Source organism: Neotabrizicola paludis, assembly GCF_044142105.1.
Lineage (GTDB): Bacteria > Pseudomonadota > Alphaproteobacteria > Rhodobacterales > Rhodobacteraceae > Pseudogemmobacter.
In genome coordinates this window covers 1-23,595 of record NZ_JBGTYM010000003.1, presented here as the reverse complement: position 1 = coordinate 23,595, position 23,595 = coordinate 1, and the positions used below count along the sequence as shown (strand labels likewise).

Below are 23,595 nucleotides of genomic sequence, written 5' to 3'. Positions count from 1 at the left end.
CATGCGGATCTGTATCTTCGGCGCAGGCGCGATTGGCGGCTATCTGGCGGTGCGGCTGGCGCAGGCTGGCGCAGATGTCTCGGTCGTCGCGCGCGGCCCGCATCTTCAGGCGATACAGGCGCAGGGTCTGACCCTGATGGAAGAGGGGGCAGAGCCTCTTGTAGTGCAGCTCCGGGCGACGGCGGACCCTGCCGAACTCGGGCCGCAGGATTATGTGGTCGTCACGCTCAAGGCCCATTCCGTGCCAGCTGTGGTGGGCGCGATGCAGCCGTTGATCGGGCCACGCACCACGATCGTCAGTGGCGTCAACGGCGTGCCATGGTGGTATTTCCACAAGATCGGGGGTCCATGGGAAGGCACCCGGCTGCAATCGGTCGATCCAGGCGATGTGCAATGGAACGGCTTCGGCCCCGATCGGGTGCTGGGCTGCGTCGTCTATCCCGCGGCCGAGGTTTCCAGCCCCGGCGTGATCCGCCTGGTCGAAGGTAACCGCTTTTCCCTGGGCGAACCCGACGGATCCAAATCCGACCGGGCGGTCGCGCTGTCGCAGGCGCTGCAGGCGGCGGGCCTCAAGGCTCCGGTGCGGCCCAAGCTGCGCGACGAAATCTGGGTCAAGCTATGGGGCAATCTGTCATTCAACCCGATCTCGGCCCTGACCCATGCCACGCTTGACGTGTTGTGCACCGATCCCGGCACGCGGGCCGTCGCCCGCAACATGATGCTTGAGGCCCAGACGCTCGCGGAAAAGCTGGGTGTCGTTTTCCCCATCGACGTCGAACGCCGCATCGATGGCGGAGCGGCGGTGGGGGCGCATCGGACCTCGATGCTGCAGGACCTTGAGGCGGGCCGCCCGATGGAGATTGACGCGCTGGTGCGGGCCGTTCAGGAACTTGGCCGGGTGACGGGCACGCCCACACCCACCCTTGATGCCGTGCTTGCGCTTGTCACCCTTCGGGCGCGCGTCGCCGGCCTGTATTGACCTCGGCCCTGCTTGGCTTCTACCGCGTCGGTTCCCATCGGGACTCGCCTGGCGAGCCGAGATGTGATTTATACTCTCGAGACAGGAGTATACATCATGGGCCGGATCAAGGTGAACCTGACATTGGACGCCGAAGTCGCCGAGACGGCGCGCTCTTTGGGGCTGAACATGTCGCGGCTGGCCGAGACGGCAATTCTCGCGGCAACCAAGGTTGAGCGGAACCGCCGTTGGCGCGAGGAAAACCGGGCCGCGCTGGAGGCCTATGCCAGCGAAGTCGCCGAAGAAGGCCTGGCCCTGGCGCGCTTCCGCAGCTTTTGATGGCCCAGTTTGACGTCTTCCGCCTGAAGGGCGGCCAGCTTGTCGTGGATCTTCAGACCGATCTGATCGGGATCGAGGCTTCACGCGTGGTCGCGCCGCTGCGCGAAGCCGGGCGCTATGCGGCCTTTCCAGGCTTGACCCCGCAAGTCGAATTTGCGGGCGGCCTGTGGATCGTCCGGGTTCAGGAAATGGCCGCCGTTCCCGCGGCCGAGCTGGGCCGGGCAATCGGGTCGCTCGCGCAATCCCGCGATGCGCTGAAACGCGCGCTCGATATCCTGATCGACGGGCTTTAGGGCCGCATCGTCCGGGCCTTGGCAAAGGCGGCCGCCAGGGCGGCATGCACTGCCGTTTCGAAACCTGCCTCCTGCGCCGCCGAAAGACCCGCAGCCGTGATGCCCTTGTAGGACATGTAGGTTGCGAGTAGATCGTCCAGGCTCGCAAGGTTTTCGCGCAGAATTTCGCCGGACCCGCAGATCACCGACTCGACGGCCCTGCGGGCAATCTCTGGCGACAGACCAAAGGCGATGGCATCTGCCAGCATCGCGCGCGCCATCAATGCCGGGTAGGCAGCACCCGAACCGGACAGGGCCGAAAGATAGTGAAGCTGGTCCTCGCTTTCCAGCGCCTCTTCCTGGCCCATGGCACCCAGCAGCCGGGCTGTGAGTGCCCGATCATTCGCCGTAACCCTCATGCCGGCGACCCAAGGGGTATAGGACATCCCGGTCGGGGCGCCGCTGTTCGGCATGGCCCGCACCACGCGCGCGTCGGGCGCAAGATCCTGCAACGCGTCCAGCGACCAGGCGGCCATGAAAGAGATCAGCAGATGGTTGCGCGGTGTCAGGCCGGGTATTGGAAAGTCATTCGGGCGGACCGAAAGCACCAGAGTGTCGCAAAGGCCACAAAGTTCTGATGCATCGCTTGCCCAGACAACACCGGGAAAGGCCGAATAGGCGGTGCCCTCGCCCGACCGGCGCAGAAGCACCAAATCGCTTGCGGGCAGAACGCCCCGTCGCAGCAGGTTCAGCCCCAGCGCCTGACCCAGCCAGCCCGTCGCGCCGACGATCCCGATCCTGCCCATGTATCCGTGCCTTTTGCTGCCCAGAGGTTTGAAGCCCTGCGCAGCATGGCACGCGGCCTGGGCCGCGAAAACTGTTTGCTGGAATGCTTCACCACGCCGGGTTTGAATGCGGTCGCTGGTGCCCGGTCCGTTGCGCTGCGATGTGCTGCTTCGATCTCGCAGACCCATCGCGCAGCGCAGGAAGTCGTACCGTCTGATCCAACCCGCGCCGAGCTTTCCCGCCGCCCGCATGCGCCACCCCGGCACGCCAGAGCAGCCGGATCGGCCGTGAAATCTGGGAGCAGTCCGGGGCTGGCGTCCGGGAGGCGATACAGTTTATCTTCGCGCCGTTCAGAAACGGGCCGGAGTGAAAGTCGTGTCGATGCCGCCTGCCCGAAGCCTTCCGACGCTGGATTCCCCGGCTGCGGTTGGCTCTACAGTCCAATATGTGATCGACACCCTGACAAACCGGATCGTCAGTCAGGAATACGGGCTGGACGAACGTCTGCCCTCTGAACGCCAGCTTGCCCAGGACCTGGGTGTCGCGCGCAACACCGTGCGCGATGCGCTTGAGGGGCTGGAAGAGCGCGGCCTGATCCGCCGCCGGGCGGGGTCTGGTTCTTTCGTGACATATGACCCGCATGGCAAAAGCGTCTCTCTTGCCCCGGTAGCGTCCGAGACGGGGCCTTTGCAGTTGCAGGTGGTGCGCGGGATCATCGAGCCCGAGATGGTGCGCCTTGCCATCATCTCGATGCCGCCTCGTGCCATCGAGGCCCTGGGCGAAACCCTGTCGCGCATGGAAGGTGTGATGACCGATGCCGCGGCTTTCGTGCGGCTGGAAGAAGAGTTCCACCGCCAGATTGCCGCGGGAACCGGCAACCCCTTGCTGATCGCCTGCTACAATCTGGTGATCGACGCGCGGCGCCAATCGTTCCGGGCATCGATGTATCGGCGGCATCTGACGCCCAGCCGCATTGCCGCCTATCAGCGGGCCTATAATGCGCTGTTCAATGCCATCGCCGCGCGCGACATCGAGGAAGCCACCGAGTTCATGAAGCTTGCGCTGGTCGAGGACCAGAAGCTTCTTATGCAGGAAGATTGATCCGCGCCGCCACGCGCTGATGCCACATCTGGCCCAGATCGGCCATGTGGCGCTGCAACAGCGGCCCGTGCCGCGTCAGCCAGTTCAGGACCGAACCGAACCCTGCCACGCGTGCCTTGCCGCTCTGAATCGTGACCACCGGCCAATCCCCGACCAGCGCATTGTCGATGCCAAAGACTTCGGTGCCCCACCACCGGGCAGGGCCGAAGGCATGTTCCATCTGCTGCTCGCGCTTCATCGCGGCCAGGACGGTCACCGGGTCGGTGGTCTCTGCTCGCTCTACCGCATTGTGCCACAGGTCCAGGATCGAGGCATATTCCCAGCTAACCGCTGTCCATTCGCCGGGAAACCGGGTATTGTAGCTGTCGTAGAAGCTTTTCGGGCGGTTGAAGAAAAAGGCCGTGTCGGCCAGCGCAGGGTCGTCGAAATCGGGGAACTGGAAGGTGTAGCCTTCCATGAACTCGGTCGAGGTGCGGGCGATCATCCGCGGATAGTCGTCGGCCGTGCAGGCCAGGATCTGGCCGCGAAAGCCCTGCTTGAACGCCTCCTCCGTCAGCGACTGGATCATCGGGGTGGCCGAGGAACACCAGCACAGCATCTGCGGATCGTCGGCCAGCATCGCCGCGACGATCGCTGCTGGGTCGCTGTGGCCGGCACCATAGCGGATCTCGCGCGTGACGCCGCGGCCCGCAGCCTCGAAGGCCGCCCGGTAAACGGCCAGTGAGGGCAGGCCAAGGCTGTCGGTCTGGCTGCACAACGCGACCCGGCGCAGCTCGGGCCGGGTCCGTGCCAGCCAGTCGACGCCCGTGACATTGAACAGCGGATGCACTTCGGCGGGGGCAATCATATAGGGCGTGTCGGGCGAGAGGTCCGATGGCAGAAGCGTCGCGACCAGAACGCGCCGCGCCATCAGCCAGGGCAGGGCAGGGGCAAAGCTGTCGCCGCCCAGCGTCAGGATCATCTTGACCCGCTGCCGGTCGACAAGGTCGCGTGCCGCCTCGCGCACATCGACCGAGGCGCTGTCATGGGCAAGGATCTCGACCCGGTGCCGCTGCCCAGCGACCATCAACCCGCCATGCTCGTTCAGCCCGTCGGCCCAGATGCGGGCACCGTTAAGACCGGGCCGACCCCAGTATTCCTCATCGCCCGACAGGGGTGTCAGGAAGCCGATTCGCAGGGTTGACCGGTTCCTTGCCCCCAATCTGGGCAGAGACCCCGATACGGCAAGCTGCTGGGCGAAGGAGGGGCTGCGCATAAATTCATCTATAATTCATAATTCTGGCAAGGCGACGCCAAAAAAAATCACGTTCCGCATATTCCGCAGAGGAAATTGTGTTGACCAGTGGGCAGATGGTTTGGCTTACTTGGTCCATACCGAAGGAACCAGTTGAACAGACAGGTTCATGCCGGAACAACAGGGAGTGAAGTGATGAAGAAGCGCGTGGCCATCATCGGTGCTGGCCCCTCTGGTCTTGCCCAACTGCGGGCATTCCAGTCGGCCGCCCAGAAGGGCGCCGAGATCCCCGAAGTCGTGTGTTTCGAAAAGCAGGCCAACTGGGGCGGGCTGTGGAACTACACCTGGCGCACGGGCGTGGACGAGAATGGCGAGCCGGTACATTGCTCGATGTATCGCTACCTCTGGACCAATGGTCCGAAAGAGGGACTGGAGTTCGCCGACTATTCCTTTGAGGAGCATTTCGGCAAGCAGATCGCCAGCTACCCGCCGCGCGCCGTGATGGTCGATTACATCGAGGGCCGGGTCGAGAAGGCAGGCGTGCGCGGTTGGATCCGGTTCAACTCGGTGGTGCGCTGGGTCGAATACGATTCCGAGGCGGGCGATTTCACCGTCACCGTGCATGACGCGGCCAAGGACCACACCTACAAGGAACGGTTCGACCATGTGATCGTGGCTTCGGGGCATTTCTCGTCGCCGAACGTGCCGGAATATCCCGGTTTCGACCAGTTCTACGGGCGCATCGTTCATGCCCACGACTTCCGCGACGCGCGTGAATTCGAAGGTCTCGACGTGCTGGTCGTGGGTTCGTCCTACTCGGCCGAGGATATCGGGTCGCAGTGCTGGAAATACGGCGCGAAGAGCATCACCTCTTGCTACCGTTCGGCGCCCATGGGCTTCAACTGGCCGGCAAACTGGGAAGAAAAGCAGGCGCTGGTGCGGGTCGAGGGCAAGACGGCCTTCTTCAAGGACGGTACGTCAAAGCGTATCGACGCAATCATCCTGTGCACCGGCTACAAGCATTTCTTCCCCTTCCTGCCCGATGACCTGCGGCTGAAGACGAAGAACCGGCTGGCGACTGCGGATCTCTACAAGGGGGTGGTCTACGTCCACAACCCCAAGATGTTCTACTTGGGCATGCAGGACCAGTGGTTCACCTTCAATATGTTTGATGCCCAGGCTTGGTGGGTGCGCGACGTGATCCTTGGCCGCCTTGAGGTTCCTGCCGACAAGCAGGTGCTGATGGCCGACGTGGCCGAGCGCGAGGCGCGGGAAGAAGCTTCGGACGACACCAAATACGCGATCAAATACCAGGGCGACTACGTCAAGGAACTGATCGCCGAAACTGATTATCCCAGCTTCGACGTGGATGGCGCCTGCGAGGCCTTCTATGAATGGAAGAAGCACAAGGCGAAGGACATCATGGCCTTCCGCAACCACAGCTATCGCTCGGTCATGACCGGCACTATGGCGCCCGCACATCACACGCCCTGGAAAGACGCGCTGGACGACAGCATGGCCGCCTATCTCGCGAACTGAGACCCTCCCCCCCTTGTCACGGGGTCCTTTGGGGGGCCGATGGCCCCCCTCTTTTCACATTCAGGAGGCGCAGATGACGCTTTCCATCCATGAGACGCTGTTCCGTCCCGGGCCGCCAGCTGCATCCCGGGCGCGTCGCCCGATGGTTTTTGCCGACGGCCCTCGGGTCGAGCGCCATCAGGTGCCCGGCGCGGGCGCTTTGGCTGTCCAGATCCGACCGGGCGACCGGGTCGAGGTGACCAACAGCGAAGGCGGCCAGCGTGCCGAGGTTCTGGCGGCCCATCCTGACGGGCGGTTGGACGCTGGTCTTCTGGGCTGGCAGGATGATGTGTCTGCCGATGGCCTGCGCGCGCTGCTTGCCGGCGCCGACCCCTCGCTGCGCCTGCTGCGCCTGCGGCTCGAGCGGCTGGGCATCGCGTTGGACGGCGCACGCGCGATCGGCCTTTTCGGCGCGACCTCGCGGCCGGGCGAGGCGGCTTCCTTTGCGGCGCGCGGCGAGGGCTGGCTGATCGTGGCGGCCCCCGGCGGCAGGATGGATGCTGAGCAACAGGATACCGCCACGCCTTTGGGCGTGACCATCACCCGCGCCGCCGTTCAGGCCCGCGCGGGCTTTGCCCTGCCCGAGCCGCTGGCCGACCCGATCCTTGATCTGCGGGTGAAATCGGCCACGGCGGGCGCCTACGTGGTGCGGGCGGGCGAGTATATCCAGATTCTGGATGTCGACGGCCGCCAATGCACCGATTTCCAGTGTTTCGATGCCCGTAAGGTCGATCGCGGGATCTTCAATCCGCTGGACGTCACCACCACCCGCAGCCTGATGGGCCACGCCTATCCGATGCCCGGCCTGCACGCGAAGTACTTTGACCAGGACATGACGCCGCTGGTCGAGGTGGTGCAGGACACCTGCGGGCGGCATGACGCTTTCGCCATGGCCTGCACGGCGAAATATTACGATGACATCGGCTATCCGGGTCATGCCAATTGCTCGGACAACTTCAACCATGCTCTGGCGCCCTATGGCATCGCCCCGCGCGCGGGCTGGATGGCGGCGAACTTCTTCTTCAACACGGGCATCGACGCCCATGGCGTGATGGTGGCGGATGAGCCCTGGTCACGCCCGGGCGACTATGTCCTGCTGCGCGCGATGACCGATCTGGTCTGCGTCTCGTCGGCCTGTCCCGACGACACCACCGCCGCCAATGGCTGGCACCTCACCGACATTCATGTCCGCAGCTATGCCGCGACCGAGACCTTCCGGCGCGCCTCGGCCTGGCGGGCCACCCTGGACGCAGAGCCTATCATGACAAGAGAAACCGGTTTCCACCAAGATTTCGCGGCGATGACGCGGGATTTTATCGAATACAAAGGCTTCTGGCTGCCGAATTCCTTCCCGGGTTGCGACCCGGTCGAAAGCTACTGGGCCGCGCGCGAAGGCGTGGTGGCGATGGATCTTTCGGCCCTCCGCAAGTTCGAGGTGACGGGCCCGGATTCCGAAGCGCTGATGAACTGGGTTCTGACGCGCGACGTGACCAAGCTGGGGCATGGCCAGGTCGTCTATTCCGCCATGTGCTACCCCCATGGCGGCATGATCGATGACGGCACTCTCTTCCGTCTTGGTCCGCAGAATTTCCGCTGGATCGGCGGCTCGGACGAGGGCGGCGTCTGGATGCGCGAAGAGGCCGCGCGACTTGGCCTCAACGTGCTCGTGCGCTCTTCCACCGATCAGATGCACAACCTGGCTGTCCAGGGGCCGAAATCGCGTGAGCTGCTGACACAGATCATATGGACGCCGCCACACCAGCCGGCGGTGACCGAACTTGAATGGTTCCGCTTCACCGTCGCCCGCATCGGCGGGGCGCAGGGCGTTCCGGTTGTCGTGTCGCGCACCGGCTATACTGGCGAGCTGGGCTATGAAATCTTCTGCCATCCCCGCGATGGCGCAACGGTGTTCAAGGCGGTGTGGGAGGCGGGACAACCGCTGGGCATCCGTCCGATGGGTCTTGCCGGGCTTGATCTGTGCCGGATCGAGGCGGGGCTTGTCTTCGCCGGCTATGACTTCAGCGACCAGACCGATCCTTTCGAGGCGGGCATCGGCTTTACCGTCCCGCTGAAATCGAAAACGGCCGATTTCGTTGGCCGCGAGGCCCTTCAGCGCCGTAAGGATCACCCGTCGCGCAAATTCGTCGGGCTGGAGATCGAGGGTCAGGATCCCGTCAGCCATGGCGATTGCCTGCGGATCGGGCGTGCGCAAGTGGGCGAGATCTGCTCGGCGATGCGCTCGCCCCGCACCGGCCAGTTGATCGCTCTGGCGCGGGTGGATGTCGCCCATGCCGAGCCCGGCACCGCAATCGAGGTCGGGCAGCTTGACGGGCAGATCAAGCGCATCGCTGCCCGTGTGGTGCCCTTCCCCTATTACGACCCGAAGAAGGAACGTCCGCGGTCCTGAAGGGCTGCATCCTCGGGGGCGAAAGCCCCCGGGGCAATACCTGAGCGCCGCAAACGGCGCCGAGCAAACGGGGGCAAAAGACCCCAAACCACAGCGAACAGGGAGTTCACCACGTGGAAAACAGCATGAGTACGGGCGCCTCTTCGGCGTCCGCAGGGGCAGGGACCCCAAGCCAAGGGGCGTTGAAACGCGCGCTCGACTGGCGCGGGGCCTTCTGGGTGGCGGCGGGTGTGCCGCCCCTGGTCTTGTTCTCGATCGGAGGCATCGCGGGTGTCGCCGGCAAGGCGGCTTTCGTCGTCTGGATGGTCTCGATGGTGATGGGCTTTCTGCAAAGCTTCACCTATGCCGAAATGGCCGGGATGTTCGGCAACAAGTCGGGCGGTACCTCGGTCTATGGGGCAACGGCCTGGCTGCGCTATTCCAAGATCATCGCGCCGCTCTCGGTCTGGTGCAACTGGTTCGCCTGGTCGCCGGTTCTGTCCTTGGGCTGCGCCATCGCGGCGGGCTATATCCTGAACGCGCTTTTCCCAATCCCCTTGGCTGACAGTCAGCCGGTGCTGGACTGGATCACCGCGAACCTTGCGAATTACACCGCCGCAACCCCGGCGGTCGTCGACTATGTCGCCGCCAATCCGGGTGTCTCGCCCGAAGCCGCGATCCAGGCCGTTGCCGCCGCCGATGGCGTTTCCGCCCTGACCCCGGCCTTCCGCGTCTGGGAAGCCTTCGGTATCACCGTCCCCGGCCTTGGCACGCTGCATTTCAACTCGACCTTCGTGATTGGCGTCATCCTGATGCTGATCATCTTTGCGATCCAGCACCGTGGGATCGCCTCGACTGCCAAGTCGCAGAAGTTCATGGCGATGATCGTGCTTGTGCCGCTGTTGCTGGCAGGCCTGATGCCCATCCTCAACGGCTCGATCAACTGGATGAACGTCTCGGCCATCGTGCCGCCCACCGCGGCCTATTCGGGCGTCGACGGGGCCTGGGATATCGGTGGCTGGACGCTGATCCTGGGCGCGCTCTACATCGCGGCTTGGTCGACCTACGGGTTTGAAACCGCGGTCTGCTACACGGCCGAATTCAAGAACCCAAAGACAGATACGTTCCGGGCTATCTTCTTCTCGGGCCTGCTTTGCATGGTCTTCTTCTTTGTCATCCCCTTCGCCTTCCAGGGTTTCCTGGGGCAAGAGGGCATGCTGGCGACGGGCATCGTCGACGGCACCGGCGTGGGCGAGGCTCTGGGCTTCATGGTAGGGGCGGGGCCGCTGGTCGCGCATCTCTTCGTGATCCTGATGATCATGGCGCTGTTCCTGGCGATCATGACGGCGATGGCCGGGTCGTCGCGCACGCTGTATCAGGGTGCCCGTGACGGCTGGCTGCCGAAATACCTGACCCATGTGAACGACCACGGCGCGCCGACCGGGGCGATGTGGACTGACCTGGGCTTCAACGTCATCCTTCTGGCCCTGGCCTCGGATGCGACCGGGTATTTCTACGTCCTCGCCATCTCGAATGTCGGCTATATCCTGTTCAACTTCCTGAACCTGAATGCCGGCTGGATCCACCGCATCGACAGCCCGCACCTGCCGCGCCCTTGGAAGGCGCCGACCTTCCTGATCGGCCTTAACACGCTTCTGGCCTTCGTCAACGCCCTGTTTCTGGGCGCCGGCGCCAAGGTCTGGGGCTATTCCAACGCGCTGTGGTCGGGGCTGATCTTCGCCTCCTTCATCCTGCCGGTGTTCTGGTACCGCCACTATGTTCAGGACAAGGGACATTTCCCGCGCGAGGCGATGGAAGATCTGGGTCTGTCCGATCATGGCGACCTTGGTCCGCGCCGGGCCGGTTTCCTGCCCTATCTGGCGCTGATCGCCGGGGCTGCGGTGGTTCTCTGGGCCAACTGGTTCTTCCAGCTGCCGGAATAACACGACCTTCCCCGCCGCGGGCAACGGCACGCGGCGGGGGCAAGACATATCTAATGGGAGAGAGCGAATGACCGCATCATGGAGATTTTCGGCGCTGGCCGATCGCCACCGAGCGCTGGGTTCGGCGCTGGAAGACTGGTCGGGCATGGGTACCGCCTGGTCCTATGACGCCGATCCGGTGGAAGAGTACAAGGCGATCCGCACCAAGGCCGGGCTGATGGATGTCTCGGGGCTGAAGAAGGTGCACATCACCGGCGCCGGGGCCAGCCATGTGATCGACCGCGCCACCACGCGCAATGTCGAAAAGCTGATGCCGGGCCGCGCAGTCTATGCCTGCATGCTGAATGACGGCGGCAAGTTCGTGGACGATTGCGTCATCTACCGCACCGGGCCGAACGCGTTCATGGTCGTTCATGGCTCGGGCCAGGGCTTCGAGCAGCTGACCATGGCCGCCGAAGGCCGCGACGTCTCGATCCGCTTCGACGACAACCTGCATGACCTGTCGCTGCAAGGACCTCTGGCGGTGGACTATCTGGCCAAGCATGTGCCGGGCATCCGCGACCTGAACTACTTCGGCATCATGCAGACCTCGCTGTTCGGCGTGCCGGCAATGATCACCCGCACCGGCTATACCGGCGAGCGCGGCTATGAACTGTTCGTGCGCGGCCAGGATGCCGGGATGGTCTGGGACCGTATTCTGGCTGAGGGCAAGGAGATGGGCATCATCCCCTGCCGCTTCACCACGCTCGACCTTCTGCGGACGGAAAGCTACCTGCTGTTCTTTCCCTATGACAATTCCGAGATGTACCCGTTCGACGATCAGCCCTGCGGTGATACGCTGTGGGAACTGGGCCTCGATTTCACCGTCTCGCCGGGCAAGACCGGCTTCCGTGGCGCCGAAGAACATTACCGGCTGAAGGGCAAGGAACGCTTCAAGATCTGGGGCCTGAAGCTGGAAGGCGACAAGGCGCCGGGCAATGGCGCGCCGGTCTTCCGCGATGGCAAGCAGGTGGGCGTCGTGACCCAGGCCATGCATTCGCCGCTGAACAACTGGACGGTGGCCATCGCCCGCCTGCCGGTCGATTGCGCCAATGCGGGCACCAAGCTGAAGGTGCATTGTGCCGAGCATGGCGAGATTGCCGCCGTGACCTCGCCCATGCCCTTCCTGGACCCGGACAAGAAGATCCGCACCGCCAAGGGCTGAGGCCCCGGTCCGGGCGGAATCCTTTCCAAACGGTCCGCCCGGACCCAAACCGACACAAAGGCCGACCCGATGCCCTCGACCCCGTTCTCGCCTTCGATCCCCAGCCGTCCGGTCTATGCCGGACTGGTCTCGCAGGGGTCCACGCCGTCTCTCATGCTTGCCGATGCCGAAGGGGCGCTGGCGCTGGCCGATCTGGCGGCGCGCGACCCGGCCGTGATGGCCCGAGCCCATCTGATCTATGTTCCCGCCGGATCGGACCACTCTGCCCGCCTTCAGGCGCTGCGCCCGGCGCAGTTCTATCAGGCCCCAAGCTTCGCCACCGCCCTGCCGCGGTTGCGCAAGGCGCTGGTCGACGCCCATATGGGAACTGCCGTCTATCTGGCCGGGACCGAAGGGCTGATCGGTCAGGCCCTGGCCGAGGCTCTGGCCGCCGGTCTGCCCCTTGATGCCGTGCAATGCGAACATCGCGGCTCGATCGCGCGGCGGATGCAATGCGTCCATTGCAAGGGCGTGACCGAGAATGTGACGACCGACCCCTTCACCTGTTCGCATTGCGGGCTGACGCTTTTCGTCCGCGATCACTACTCACGCCGTCTGGCGGCCTTTCAGGGCGTCTGCGTCGATGCCGAGACGCCGGGCGAAATTCCCGACACCCAGGAGATCCGGCCATGACCGCCCGCCTTCTGCGCGTGGCTGAAGTCACGCCTCTATCATCCCTGATCACCCGCTTCCGCTTTGAATGCCCGGACGGCGGCATTCTGCCGTTGTTTTCGGGCGGGGCCCATGTGGTGGTGGAAATGCCTGATGACGGCATCCTGCGCCGCAATGCCTATTCCTTGATCTCCGATCCGATGGACGGGTCGGGCTATGAAATCGCCGTGCGGCGTGATGATGCTGGGCGGGGTGGTTCGCGTTTCATGCATTCCCGCGTCGCCGTCGGCGACCAGCTGCGGATCGGCGCTCCGGTCAACCTGTTCTCGCTGGATCTGCGGGCGCGCAAGCAACTGCTGATCGCGGGCGGCATTGGCATCACGCCCTTCCTGGCGCAATTGCGCCAGTTGATGCGCCTGCAGCTGCCGTTCGAGCTGCATTACGCCGCGCGCAGCCGCGAAGATGCGGCCGGGCTGAAACTGTTGCCCGACCTGCCGCAGATCCATTTCCACATCTCGGACGAGACGCGGCAGGTCGATCTGGACAGCATCCTGTCCTGCCAACCTCTGGGGACGCATGTCTATACCTGCGGCCCGGCGGGCATGATCCGCGCGGTGGAAACAGTTGCCGCCCGGCTGGGCTGGCCGAAGGGCGCCCTTCATTCCGAGGCTTTCCTTGCCCCGCCGCCCGGCGCCGCCTTTGAGGCGAAGCTGGCCCGGAGCGGCAAGACCATCACGGTCGGGCCGCATCAGAGCCTGCTCGAGGCGCTGGAAGCCGCCGAGGTCGATCCGCCCTGGCTGTGCCGTGGCGGTGCCTGTGGGCAATGCGAAACCGCCGTCCTTTCCTGTAAGGGGCAGATCCACCATCACGACCACTGGCTGTCTGACGCCGAGAAAGCCTCACAGACGCGGATCATGCCCTGCGTCTCGCGCTTTCAGGGCGACGAGCTGATCCTTGACCGATAGGGGGTGCCATGACCATCCGGTTCAACGACGAGACCTTCCGCGACGACTATACTTTCCGCAATTCGCCCGAAGCAGTGCGGCGCTTTCCTTTTCCCTTCGATCAGGACAGCTACATGTATTCCGTCAATATCGAGCCGCATCGTCGCGGCCAGGCGGGATCGGTCTTCCAGCACCGCTTCGATGTGGACGAACATTACATCGCCGAGATGCGCGATCGCGAGATCACGCTGAAGGAAGACCCGCTGCGCTGCCAATCGCTGCCGCATATGGAACTGGCGGGCTGGGATTTCCTGGAATTGGTGATGACCTGCAAGGCCGAGGATTACCCCGACCTGTTCAGCCTGACCCGCGACGGCGACCGCTGGCACTGGATCAACAAACCCCTGGGGATCGACCAGAAGTTTACTTTCCTTGATGCCACGACCCTGCCTTGCGGTCCGATGGAATACATCACCCGCCAGACCCAGGGCGATCATGCGCTTCTGGACCAGCGCGATGGCAACCTGTGGCTGGATGCCGGGATGATCACCAGCCAGGCCGACTGGTCGCTGGATTTCGACATCGGTATGAACTTTTTCGAATGGCACGCGCCTGTGCCGAAGGCGGCCGAGATGGGCGTGTTCCAGCGCGCGCTGAAATTCCTTCTGAATTTGCAGCAGGGCGCACCGGTGCGGCGGTTGAACTGGACGATGACGGTCAATCCGCGGCTGGACACCAGCCCAGAGAACTACCACAAATGGGGCCCGGAAAAGCGGACACTGACGCCAGAAACGGTGGGCGAGAAGCAGTTTCTGCGCGTCGAACTGCAGACGCTGTGGCGGCTGCCGCGGTCGAACGCCATAGTCTTCCCGATCCGCTGCTATCTGTGTTCGCTTGAAGACATCGTGACCGTGCCGAAATGGGGCCGTCGCCTGCATCGCGTGCTGCGCGACCTGCCCGAGGAACTGGCGACCTACAAGGGGTTCAGCGTCAACCGGCCGATGATCGTTGACTACCTGTCGAAATTCGATGATGGCGCGCCGACCTCGCCGGGGATCTTTCCCGACAATTGATACGCGCTCGGTCTGGCCGGTGGCGCACCCGGCCAGACCTTCCGAACGCCCGAACAGCGCCGTGCCGGTCAGGGTTGATCCGTTGCATCGCCGCGCTCTGCCGCAAGACTGAAGACAGCCACGAAGCTGGCTGGGGCCAACGAGTTGCCGATCACGAAGTTGCGGGACGTGGCTGGGGTCACGACGGAAATTGCCGGGCCGGCATCCCGGACCGCAAGCTTGCCCTCGACCGCGCGCACCGCCATTTCCAGTGCAAGTCGACCCTGAAGCACGGGCGAATCCGTCGGTGCCGCCAGGATGCGTCCGCGCAGGACACCGCGATAGACCGCATGGCTGAGATAGGTCGAGACGATCGACACATCGCCGACCAGATCTCGAGCACGCAGGATCGGCACGGCAGCTTCGGCCATCGGACCGCTGCCGACCAGGTAGTCAATATCGGGCATCGCCTCCAGGGTCTCTTCAACCAGCAGTACCTGCTCTTCGGTTCCGGTATCGCCGAAGCGGGTCATCACGATTTCGGCCGAGCTTTGCGACAGGGCCGCGTGAAACCCGGCCTGGATGAAATCGACCCACCCCGCGCCGTCCGGCCCCGGAAACCAGGCGACGTGCACCGTAGGGCTTCCTTTCGGATGGCGTTCCGCCAGGAAGCGACCTGCCGCCGCCCCCATTTCCGCCCAGGGCACGCTGGCCTTTGCCGTTATGCCGCGTTGGTCGATATCGTTCACAGCAGCAATCACAGGTTTCAATCGGGCGATCTTTTCGACCTCAGCCGTTAGCCCGGCATATGAGACCGTGCCCAGGATCACCGCGTCGAATTCATCGCTTGCGCAGCCCCGGAGCTGATCGAGCTGGCGCGCGAGGTTGGGATAACCGCCAGCCTCGAACACGTCGAAACCCACACCCAGGCGGCGGGCTTCTTCCACCATTCCGTAATTGACCGACAGCCAATAGGCATCCTTCATATGCGGGTAGAGAATGCAGAACCGCCAGGGCTGGCTCGCGCGATCCAGTGCCCTATACGTGATCGGCGTCGCCGGACTGCTGTCATCGAAAGGGATGCTGCGGGCTTCGAGCTGCCAAGACTCGGCTCTGGCCTGGCCCGCAACAAGAACCAAGAGCATTGCGGCGGTCAGGTATTCGCGCATCATTTCACCTGCGTGGCGGATTCGGAGCGAGCCGGATCTGCCGTATGTGACTTCTGGAGGCCAAGCTTGCGGAAATTCGGCTTCAAGTCGAGCCTTGGCGGCAGGTTGCTCTTCGCGATCGCACTGATCGCGGGCTTTCCTGCGGCTATGGGGTTGCTGGGCTGGTTTGAGCTGCAAGAAGTCGCTGCGAACCAGTCGCGCGTGGTGACCGAAGCGATCCCGGCGATTTCCGAAGTGCGGGGCGTCGCCGAGGAGACCAGCCGTGTCGTTGCGGTGGCGCCGGAACTGGCCGCAGTAACCGACGAGGCGCGCCGGGCGGAACGGGCCGATTTTCTTTTCGCCCAAGCCAATGCGCTGCGAGACCGTCTGCTGTTGCAGGCGGAACAACCCGGTGCCGCGCTGGACGATGCGCTGGCGGCCGAGACGAAGCTGCGGCAAACGCTGACTGCAATCGACCTGCTGGTCCGCCAGCGGATCAGCCTGAAGACCCGACGCGATGCGCAATTGGCAGCTGGCGCAGCAGCGGCGGCGGAACTGACTGAAATCGCCGACACCCTGGTTGCCAATGCCGAAATGGGGGCCTCGGCGGTGATCTCTAGCCTATATGATATGGAGCTTACCGGTGACACAGCGGCGCCGTCGCGCCTGGACACGCTCGACAAGCTGATCGAGGTTGATCTTTTCCAGATGGGCTTGATGTTCGAGCTTCGCTCACATGCTTCCGAGATCGGGCTGCTGTTGAACCGGGTCGCCGGAGTGCAGTCCCAGGCCGACCTGCAAACCCTCCACGATGAGCTGGAAAAGCGTGGACGTATTATCACGCGCCGCCTGAACGTGGTCCAGGATCCCCGGCAGGCCGAACGGGTCCGCGTGATTCTGCGGGTGGTCGGTGCCGCCCAGGCTTTGCCCCCGGAAACGGGCGGCCTGTTCGAAACCGCTGCACAGGAGCTGGCGGTCTCGGATCGCATCGCTTTGGCCGAAACCAAATTGAGAGTCTCGGCGCTTGATCTTGAGGCGGCGGCGTCGGCTCTGGCAGACCAGATCGAGGCCAAGGCCGTCGCGGCCGGACAGTCCTCGGCGCAGGCCATCCGCGCCACTCAAAGGCTTTACGCGTTTTCGGCCCTTATCGCGCTGGCCATGTCTCTGGCGGTTTTGCTGTTCTATGTCCGCGGCAACCTTATTCGCAGGCTGGACAGCCTGTCCGCGCGGATGACGGGCCTTGCCAAAGGCGATCTGGGCAAGCCGATCCTTGCATCTGGCACGGACGAAATCGCCGAGATGGAAGGCGCGGTCGAGGTCTTTCGCCAGCAGGCTATCGCAAAGCTCCAACTGGCTGCCGAGCGCGAGCGGAACGTGGAGGAGCTGCGTCGTCATCGCAGCGATTTGCAAGCACTGGTCGACGAGCGGACCGAGGCGCTGCGCGGTGAAGTGGCCGCCCATGATGCCGCGCGCAACCGTGCAGAAACGGCCGATCGGGCCAAGTCGGAATTTCTGGCGATGATGAGCCACGAAATCCGCACGCCGATGAACGGTTTTCTGGGAATGCTGCGCAACCTGCCGCGCAAGGGGTTGCGGAAAGAGCAGATCGCGCGGCTCGATGCTGCCCTTGCGTCGGGAAAGGGCTTGATGAGCCTGCTTAACAGCATTCTCGACCATTCCAAACTTGAGCAGGGCCAGACCTCGGTCGAGACCACGGTTTTCGACCTGCGCGAAGCGATGGCCGATATCATCGCGCTGATGACGCCGATCGCCGAAGAAAAAGGCCTGCGACTGGAGGCCGAACTGCCAAGGCCGCCACTGCCCCCGCTGGAGGCGGATCTGGGCAAGCTGCGGCAGATCTTGTTCAACCTGGTCTCGAATGCGGTGAAGTTCACAGAAAGCGGCGAGGTGCGCATTCTGGTCGCGCGGCATGACCAGTCGGAGGGCGTACCGCTTTTGCGCTTTACCGTCAGCGATACCGGGCGGGGGATCGAGCCAGACGCTCTTGAGCGGATATTCGACGCTTTTCAGCAAGAGGATTCGCAGACCGCGCGGACGCATGGCGGGACCGGTCTGGGTTTGACGATCTCTCGCCGCCTGGCGGGGTTGATGGGGGGAACTTTGACCGTGGAAAGCCAGCGGGGGCAGGGGGCCCATTTCATTCTGACCCTGCCTGTCGCGCTGGGGGCCGCTCTCCTGTTGCCCAAGCCAGCCCCTGCTGTCGACATGCCCTCTTTGAATGTTCTTGTGGTGGAAGACCATCCGGTGAACCAGGACGTGGCCATCGGATACCTGTCGGCGCTGGGTCATCGCACTGTGATCGCGGCGACGGGCGAGGCCGCGCTGGATCTGCTGGGGTCCACCCGCTTCGACGCGGTCCTGATGGATGTCAACCTGCCTGGCATATCCGGCATCGAAACGACCCACAGGCTTCGGGCTTTCCCCGGGCTGGAACGGCTTCCTGTCATCGGGATATCTGCCCATGTCCAGCCACGCGATATCGCGGCCTGCCGAATGGCCGGCATGGATGACGTCGTGTCCAAGCCGATCACGCCAGAAGACCTTGCCGCCGCTCTGGAGGCCCTATGCGGAACGCGCGTTGCGGCATCGGTGCGGGAGACGTTGAAAGACCTTGGCCCGGAAACGACGCGGAACTTGATCCGGCTCATGCTGGATCGTCTTGCGCCAGATGTGGAGGCGCTGGCCCAGGCCATCGCCGCGGGCGCCAGCGATGAGGTCGACCGGCGCGCGCACCACCTCAAAGGCGCCGTGGGCAATTTCGATCTGCCCGAACTATCGGCTGTCCTTGCCAGTCTTTCTCCGCACAAGACGGCGCCGGGACCCGGCGTCGTCGCGTCGCTCAGGGCGGCAGCCGCAGCAGCGGAACGTGAACTCCTACGCTCGTTGCGTATCCTGGATGAGGAAGCGGGGCTCAGGACAGCGGCGCAGTAAAGACATATCCCTCGCCGTGCGAGGTGCCGAAGATGCGCGGCAATTTCGGATCGTCGCCAAATTTCGCGCGCAGCCGCTTGATCATCACATCCACCGTCCGCGACCCCGAGAAACCATGGCGGTTTGTGATGCCGGCCTGAAGCCTGTCCCGCGACAGGACGATGCCAGGGTTCAGGACGAAGGTGCGCAGCAGTTCGTATTCCGCGCGGGTGAGCTGCACTCCGACGCCGTCATCTCGCGTGACATGCCGGGCTGCCGTATCAAAGGTGAAGCCCGCAAAATGAACCACCCGGCGGGAAAACTGCCGCATTGCCGCAGTGCGGCGGAGGAGGTTCTTGACCCTTGCCAGCAGCTCGCGCCGGTTGAATGGCTTGCATACATAGTCGTCCGCGCCCAGTTCCAGCCCGACGATGCGGTCGACGTCGTCGGTGCGCCCGGAAAGAAGGATAATCCCGATTTCGGATCGCGCGCGCTGTTCGCGCGTGATCTCAAGCCCATCCTTGCCGGAAAGATTGATATCCACGATCAGCAGGTCGGGATTTTCCTGGCCCAGCACTCTCTCCGCGGCTTCGGCCCCGGCGCAGGCGGTGATGCGATAACCAAACCCTTCCAGATAGCCGCTCAGCGCGGCGCGTGTGACGGGGTCGTCCTCGATCACGACGATATGGGCGGCAAAAGTCATCTGGTGCGCAGATCCCCAGTGCGATCCCATTCTATTAATATTCTGTAACAACTTTTTCCAGTTCGTTTACGCCAAGGGTCTGACTCATTCACATCCCGTCCATAACCTTCCTGTCAGGAAAGCAATCGACTTTCCGGGAAAATCTCGCCGCCGCGTCGCGCGCGACCACAACAGGGATCGAAACACATGCACAGAATGACCAGACTGCTGCTTGCTACAGCGGCCATCGCGCTGACCTCGCCCGCGCTGGCCGAGGATTCATCCGATCCGATCATCATCCCGATTCACAACTGGTCCAGCCAGATCGTCATGTCCAACGTGGTCGGGCAGATGTTCCAAGGCATGGGCAATGCCGTCGAATATGTCTCGACCGACAGTCAGGCCGTGTATGAGGCGATCCGGCTGGGCGACGCGACGCTGGAAGTCGAAGTCTGGGAAGGCGCCTTCGGCAAGTCGTTCCGGGCCGCGCTCGACAAGGGTGGAATTGAGGATGTTGCCACGCATAGCGCGATCACTCGGGAAGACTGGTGGTATCCGGCCTGGACGAAAGAGGCCTGCCCCGGGCTGCCGGACTGGAAGGCGCTGAACGACTGCGCTGCCCTCTTCGCCACTCCGGAAACCGGGGACAAGGGCCGTTTCCTGGGTGGTCCCGTCGACTGGCTCAAGCATGATCAGGAAAAGGTCGATGCCCTGGGCATGAACTTCGTGGTGGTGAATGCAGGATCCGCCGCCGCGCTTTGGGCCGAGATCGCCGCGGCCGAGAAATCGAAGACACCGATCGTTCTGTTCAACTGGACGCCGAATTTCGCCGAAGCCGTCTGGCCGGGCGAGTTCGTCGAGTTTCCGGCCTGGGAAGAAGGGTGCGACACCGATCCAGCCAAGGGGCCGATCCCGGACAAGACCTTTGACTGCGGCAACCCGGCCGATGGCTATCTGAAGATCGCTGCCTGGGACGGGATGAAGGACAAATGGCCGGCCGCCTATGCCGTCTTGCAGAAAGTGTCCTTCACCAATGCCCAGATCGCCGAGATGGCCAAACTTGTCGATGTCGACGGGATGGAGCCCGAGGATGCCGCGACAGAGTGGCTTTCGCAAAACGAAGCTGTCTGGAAGCCCTGGACCGAATGAGCCCTGATGCCCCGCGCGAGCGGAGGCCACGCCCTTTGCCGCCCGGGCCTGCGCCCGGGCTGCCCCAGCCATCGGAGCCCGTTCGTGACCACACATGACCCCGTGATTTCGTGCCGCAATGTCTGGAAGGTTTTCGGCCCCCAGTCCGATCAGCTGGCGGCCAAACTGACGCCATCGACAACACCCGAAGCGCTGCGCGCGACCGGCCACATCGCAGCGGTTCGGAATGTGTCACTGGATGTGCGACGCGGCGAAATGCTGGTGGTCATGGGGCTGTCGGGATCAGGCAAGTCGACACTGATCCGTTGCCTCGCGCGGCTGCTCGACGTCACGGCAGGCGCAGTGGTTGTCGAGGGGCGAGACATCGGTACGCTTTCGGAAGGCGAATTGCTGGCCCTGCGCCGCGAAAAGATGGGGATGGTGTTCCAGAGCTTTGGCCTGCTGCCGCATCGCACCGCGTTGGAGAATGTCGCCTTCCCGCTTGAGATGCGGGGCCAGGACCGGTCCTCGCGTCTGGCGCGGGCGAAAGACATGCTTGCGCTGGTCGGCCTGAAAGGGCGCGAGGGCTATTTCCCAAAGGAGCTTTCGGGCGGGCAGCAACAGCGCGTCGGGATCGCGCGCAGCCTGGCGGTCGAGCCGGACATCTGGTTCCTCGACGAGCCGTTCAGCGCCCTGGATCCGCTGATCCGCCGCGAGATGCAGGACGAGTTCCTGCGTCTGAAAGAAATGCTCGCCAAGACGATCGTCTTCATCACCCATGATTTCGACGAAGCCCTGCGGCTGGCCGATCGCATCGCGATCATGAAGGACGGCGCGGTCGAGCAGATCGACACGCCCGAACGTATCGTCTTGTCGCCCGCCACGCCCTATGTGGCCAAGTTCACCGAGGCGATCGACCGGACCCGGGTGATCCGGGCAGGTGTTCTTGCCACGCCGGTAGCCGGCCGCGCCGTAGAAGGCGAAGCGCTGCCCGCGGCCGAGACGCTGCATATTCTGGCCCGCCGGATTCTTGCCGACGACCGAAGCCTGATCCCGCTGTCCGAGCAGGGCCGCATCACCGGGTTGCTGGATCGCGGAGCCGCGCTCGATCTTCTGCTGGGGCCGTCGACATGACAGTGAATATCGTCTCTCACCGAAGCCCGGCCCTGGATGGCCGGCGGGTTTCGCAAGTCCTGCTGTTTGCGGCTCTGGTTCTGGTGGCGTTCAGGCCATTTCTGCCCGATGCGATGATCCGGTTTCCCGAGACCTTGATCCTGCCCTTCGCCGACTGGATCAACGCGGCCTTTTCCTTCGCCAGAGACGAACTGGGGCTGATGACGATCACTCGGGCCTTTTCGGATGCCGTCGCCTTCTGCCTCGATGTGACGGGCAACCTGCTTTACGGCAAATCGCGCTGGCCCAATATCGGACCGATCCCCTGGATCGTCGTTGCCTCAACGGCCGCCGTCCTCGGCTACGCTCTCTCCGGCTGGGGTCTGGCCGCTCTGGCTGGCGGAACCTTCACCTGGATCGCGGTCATGGGCCAGTGGAAATGGGCCATGGAAACGCTGTCGGTGATCGTTGTCGCAGCGCCCCTTTCGGTGCTGCTGGGAATGGCTCTGGGCATCTTGGCCTGGCGCTACCGGATGGCCGAGCGGATCCTCAATCCGATCCTGAACATCGCGCAATCGCTGCCACATTTCGCCTATATGATTCCGGTCGTCGTCTTCATTGGCGTTGGCCCCAAGGCAGGGGCCATCGTGACGGTGATCTTTTCCGTGCCGCCGATGATCCGCTTGACATTGCTCGGTCTGCGCAGCGTCTCGCCCGAGATCATCGAGAGCGGCAAGATGAGTGGCGCCAGCCGGCTTCAACTGATGACCCGTGTCCGACTGCCCGCCGCGCGCACGCAGCTTCTGATCGGCGTCAACCAGGTGATCATGCAAAGCCTGGCGATGGTCGTTCTGGCCAGTTTCATCGGGATGCCGGGGCTTGGACAAAAGCTGCTTCAACTTCTCCAGGCGCTCAAGATCGGCCTGTCGATCGAGATCGGCATCACCATTGTTCTTCTCGCCGTCCTGCTGGACCGAATGTCCAAGGCCTGGGCTGTGAAACAGCCGGAACATGTCGAGGGCACGTCATGGTACGCCCGCCATCGCATTCTGGCGATCTGGCTTGCGCTGACAGGGCTGGGCTTCGTCGTGGCGTGGTTCTCCCCCTATTTCATCCAGGTCGAGCGCAACCAAGCACTCAGCCTTGCGGCCCCGCTCGATGCGATCGTCGGCTGGCTGATCGATCTTGTCGACCCGGCAGCCGACGCGCTGCGCGCCTTCCTGATCGGATGGGTTCTCATTCCCCTGCGCAGCGCCTTTCTCTGGTTGCCGACCTCGGCCGTCCTGCTGGCCCTGGCGGGGATCGGCTGGTGGCATGGCGGATGGCGCTCGGCGCTTGTCTGCCTCGCCTTCGTGCTGCCCATCGCCCTGTCCGGCTGGTGGGATCGCGCGATGATCACGGTCTATACCGTTGTGTTTTCCGTCCTGCTGGCCTTTCTGATCGGCGTGCCTCTGGGGCTGATCGGGGCCGCGAACGAGGCCCGCGCCCGCCGTTTCCTGCTGGCCTGTGACACCGTGCAGACCTTTCCCAGCTTCATCTACCTGATCCCGGTGATCATGCTCTTCGGTGTGAACGACGTTGCGGTCGTGGCCGCGGTCATTGTCGTCGCCTCCGTGCCGATCGTGCGCTACACGATCGAGGGCCTTCGCGGCGTGCCGCCCGAGATTGTCGAAGCCGCCCAGATGTCCGGGGCCAGCCCCGCGCAGCTTCTCCTCCATGTGAAAGCGCCCTTGGCGGTCCCGGTTCTGCGCGTCGGCGCGAACCAGTCCGTCATGTTCGCGCTGTTCATGGTGATCATCGCGGCGTTCATCGGCACCCAGGATCTCGGCCAGGAAATGCAACGCGCGCTGTCCTCGACCGATGTCGGGAAAGGGCTGGTTCTTGGCCTGGCGGTTGCTTTCATCGGCTTGCTTGCCGATCACCTGCTGAAAAGCCCTGGCGGCAGGTCTTAAGCCTGACAAAGGCCGCCCGCTGCGAAGGCGAGGGGGCGGCCGATCCTTCCAGATGCCAACCTGCCCCGAACCCTCAGGGTCCCTCGCGCGGCGAGGGACCGAAGGGCTCGGACATTCTTCCTTTATGCTGTGAGGCCTTCTGGTTCTGGGAGGTGGTTTGCGCGGCATGCGGCGGTTAGGGTGTTTGCGAGGA

General features: G+C 63.8%; 19 protein-coding genes. 15 read left to right on the top strand and 4 right to left on the bottom strand.

The window, feature by feature from the left end; translation table 11 throughout:
- Window position 1: 1 nt before the first annotated feature.
- The 3 genes from ACED67_RS08565 to ACED67_RS08555 all read left to right on the top strand — a co-directional run bounded on the left by ACED67_RS08565 (window position 2) and on the right by ACED67_RS08555 (window position 1,590).
- Window positions 2-979: a 2-dehydropantoate 2-reductase gene (locus tag ACED67_RS08565; RefSeq protein ID WP_395541172.1), complete on the top strand. Its 978-nt coding sequence runs from the start codon at window positions 2-4 to the stop codon at window positions 977-979.
- 96 nt (window positions 980-1,075) lie between these two features.
- Window positions 1,076-1,297 (top strand): type II toxin-antitoxin system CcdA family antitoxin, encoded by a 222-nt coding sequence (locus tag ACED67_RS08560; RefSeq protein WP_395541171.1) that lies wholly within the window; start codon window positions 1,076-1,078, stop codon window positions 1,295-1,297.
- Entirely contained in the window at window positions 1,297-1,590 is a 294-nt protein-coding gene (locus ACED67_RS08555; protein WP_395541170.1) for a CcdB family protein, read from the top strand. The genes ACED67_RS08560 and ACED67_RS08555 overlap by 1 nt, the downstream gene beginning before the upstream one ends.
- Here the strand turns inward: ACED67_RS08555 and ACED67_RS08550 are convergent.
- The gene (locus ACED67_RS08550; protein ID WP_395541169.1) at window positions 1,587-2,375 is read right to left on the bottom strand and encodes a pyrroline-5-carboxylate reductase family protein; all 789 of its coding nucleotides are present in this window, start codon (window positions 2,373-2,375) and stop codon (window positions 1,587-1,589) included. The two genes, ACED67_RS08555 and ACED67_RS08550, sit on opposite strands and share 4 nt — an antisense overlap.
- 361 nt (window positions 2,376-2,736) lie before the next feature.
- Between ACED67_RS08550 and ACED67_RS08545 the strand changes: the two genes are divergently transcribed.
- Window positions 2,737-3,456, top strand: coding sequence for a FadR/GntR family transcriptional regulator (locus ACED67_RS08545; protein ID WP_395541168.1), 720 nt, complete (start codon window positions 2,737-2,739; stop codon window positions 3,454-3,456).
- On the opposite strand, the gene ACED67_RS08540 is transcribed toward ACED67_RS08545, so the two are convergent.
- Window positions 3,440-4,711 carry an ABC transporter substrate-binding protein gene (locus ACED67_RS08540; RefSeq protein ID WP_395541167.1) on the bottom strand — a complete coding sequence of 424 codons (1,272 nt, stop codon included), beginning with the start codon at window positions 4,709-4,711 and terminating at the stop codon, window positions 3,440-3,442. The genes ACED67_RS08545 and ACED67_RS08540 overlap by 17 nt on opposite strands.
- Before the next feature lie 174 nt (window positions 4,712-4,885).
- Here ACED67_RS08540 and ACED67_RS08535 point away from each other — a divergent pair, with 174 nt between their 5' ends.
- From ACED67_RS08535 to ACED67_RS08505, 7 genes are all read left to right on the top strand, one after another.
- Complete coding sequence (locus ACED67_RS08535; protein WP_395541166.1) at window positions 4,886-6,229, top strand: trimethylamine monooxygenase; 1,344 nt, start codon at window positions 4,886-4,888, stop codon at window positions 6,227-6,229.
- Between the two features lie 73 nt (window positions 6,230-6,302).
- Window positions 6,303-8,675: a trimethylamine N-oxide demethylase gene (locus ACED67_RS08530; RefSeq protein ID WP_395541165.1), complete on the top strand. Its 2,373-nt coding sequence runs from the start codon at window positions 6,303-6,305 to the stop codon at window positions 8,673-8,675.
- Between the two features lie 182 nt (window positions 8,676-8,857).
- Window positions 8,858-10,597: a trimethylamine N-oxide permease gene (locus ACED67_RS08525; protein ID WP_395541164.1), complete on the top strand. Its 1,740-nt coding sequence runs from the start codon at window positions 8,858-8,860 to the stop codon at window positions 10,595-10,597.
- Window positions 10,598-10,664: 67 nt separating this feature from the next.
- Window positions 10,665-11,801, top strand: a complete 1,137-nt coding sequence (locus tag ACED67_RS08520; protein WP_395541163.1) for an aminomethyl transferase family protein — start codon at window positions 10,665-10,667, stop codon at window positions 11,799-11,801.
- Window positions 11,802-11,870: 69 nt separating this feature from the next.
- Entirely contained in the window at window positions 11,871-12,473 is a 603-nt protein-coding gene (locus ACED67_RS08515) for a dimethylamine monooxygenase subunit DmmA family protein (protein ID WP_395541162.1), read from the top strand.
- Window positions 12,470-13,417, top strand: a complete 948-nt coding sequence (locus tag ACED67_RS08510; protein WP_395541161.1) for a PDR/VanB family oxidoreductase — start codon at window positions 12,470-12,472, stop codon at window positions 13,415-13,417. The genes ACED67_RS08515 and ACED67_RS08510 overlap by 4 nt, the downstream gene beginning before the upstream one ends.
- Before the next feature lie 8 nt (window positions 13,418-13,425).
- Window positions 13,426-14,469, top strand: coding sequence for a heme-dependent oxidative N-demethylase family protein (locus ACED67_RS08505; protein WP_395541160.1), 1,044 nt, complete (start codon window positions 13,426-13,428; stop codon window positions 14,467-14,469).
- A gap of 68 nt (window positions 14,470-14,537) precedes the next feature.
- On the opposite strand, the gene torT is transcribed toward ACED67_RS08505, so the two are convergent.
- Complete coding sequence (gene torT, locus ACED67_RS08500) at window positions 14,538-15,620, bottom strand: TMAO reductase system periplasmic protein TorT (protein WP_395541159.1); 1,083 nt, start codon at window positions 15,618-15,620, stop codon at window positions 14,538-14,540.
- A gap of 63 nt (window positions 15,621-15,683) precedes the next feature.
- Here torT and ACED67_RS08495 point away from each other — a divergent pair, with 63 nt between their 5' ends.
- Window positions 15,684-18,548 carry an ATP-binding protein gene (locus ACED67_RS08495; RefSeq protein ID WP_395541158.1) on the top strand — a complete coding sequence of 955 codons (2,865 nt, stop codon included), beginning with the start codon at window positions 15,684-15,686 and terminating at the stop codon, window positions 18,546-18,548.
- Here ACED67_RS08495 and ACED67_RS08490 read toward each other — a convergent pair.
- Window positions 18,529-19,230 (bottom strand): response regulator, encoded by a 702-nt coding sequence (locus ACED67_RS08490; protein ID WP_395541157.1) that lies wholly within the window; start codon window positions 19,228-19,230, stop codon window positions 18,529-18,531. The genes ACED67_RS08495 and ACED67_RS08490 overlap by 20 nt on opposite strands.
- Window positions 19,231-19,425: 195 nt before the next feature.
- Here ACED67_RS08490 and ACED67_RS08485 point away from each other — a divergent pair, with 195 nt between their 5' ends.
- The 3 genes from ACED67_RS08485 to ACED67_RS08475 all read left to right on the top strand — a co-directional run bounded on the left by ACED67_RS08485 (window position 19,426) and on the right by ACED67_RS08475 (window position 23,402).
- The gene (locus ACED67_RS08485; protein ID WP_395541156.1) at window positions 19,426-20,358 is read left to right on the top strand and encodes an ABC transporter substrate-binding protein; all 933 of its coding nucleotides are present in this window, start codon (window positions 19,426-19,428) and stop codon (window positions 20,356-20,358) included.
- 84 nt (window positions 20,359-20,442) lie between these two features.
- Window positions 20,443-21,471 (top strand): quaternary amine ABC transporter ATP-binding protein, encoded by a 1,029-nt coding sequence (locus tag ACED67_RS08480; protein ID WP_395541155.1) that lies wholly within the window; start codon window positions 20,443-20,445, stop codon window positions 21,469-21,471.
- Entirely contained in the window at window positions 21,468-23,402 is a 1,935-nt protein-coding gene (locus tag ACED67_RS08475) for an ABC transporter permease (protein WP_395541154.1), read from the top strand. The genes ACED67_RS08480 and ACED67_RS08475 overlap by 4 nt, the downstream gene beginning before the upstream one ends.
- The last annotated feature ends 193 nt before the right edge of the window (window positions 23,403-23,595 follow it).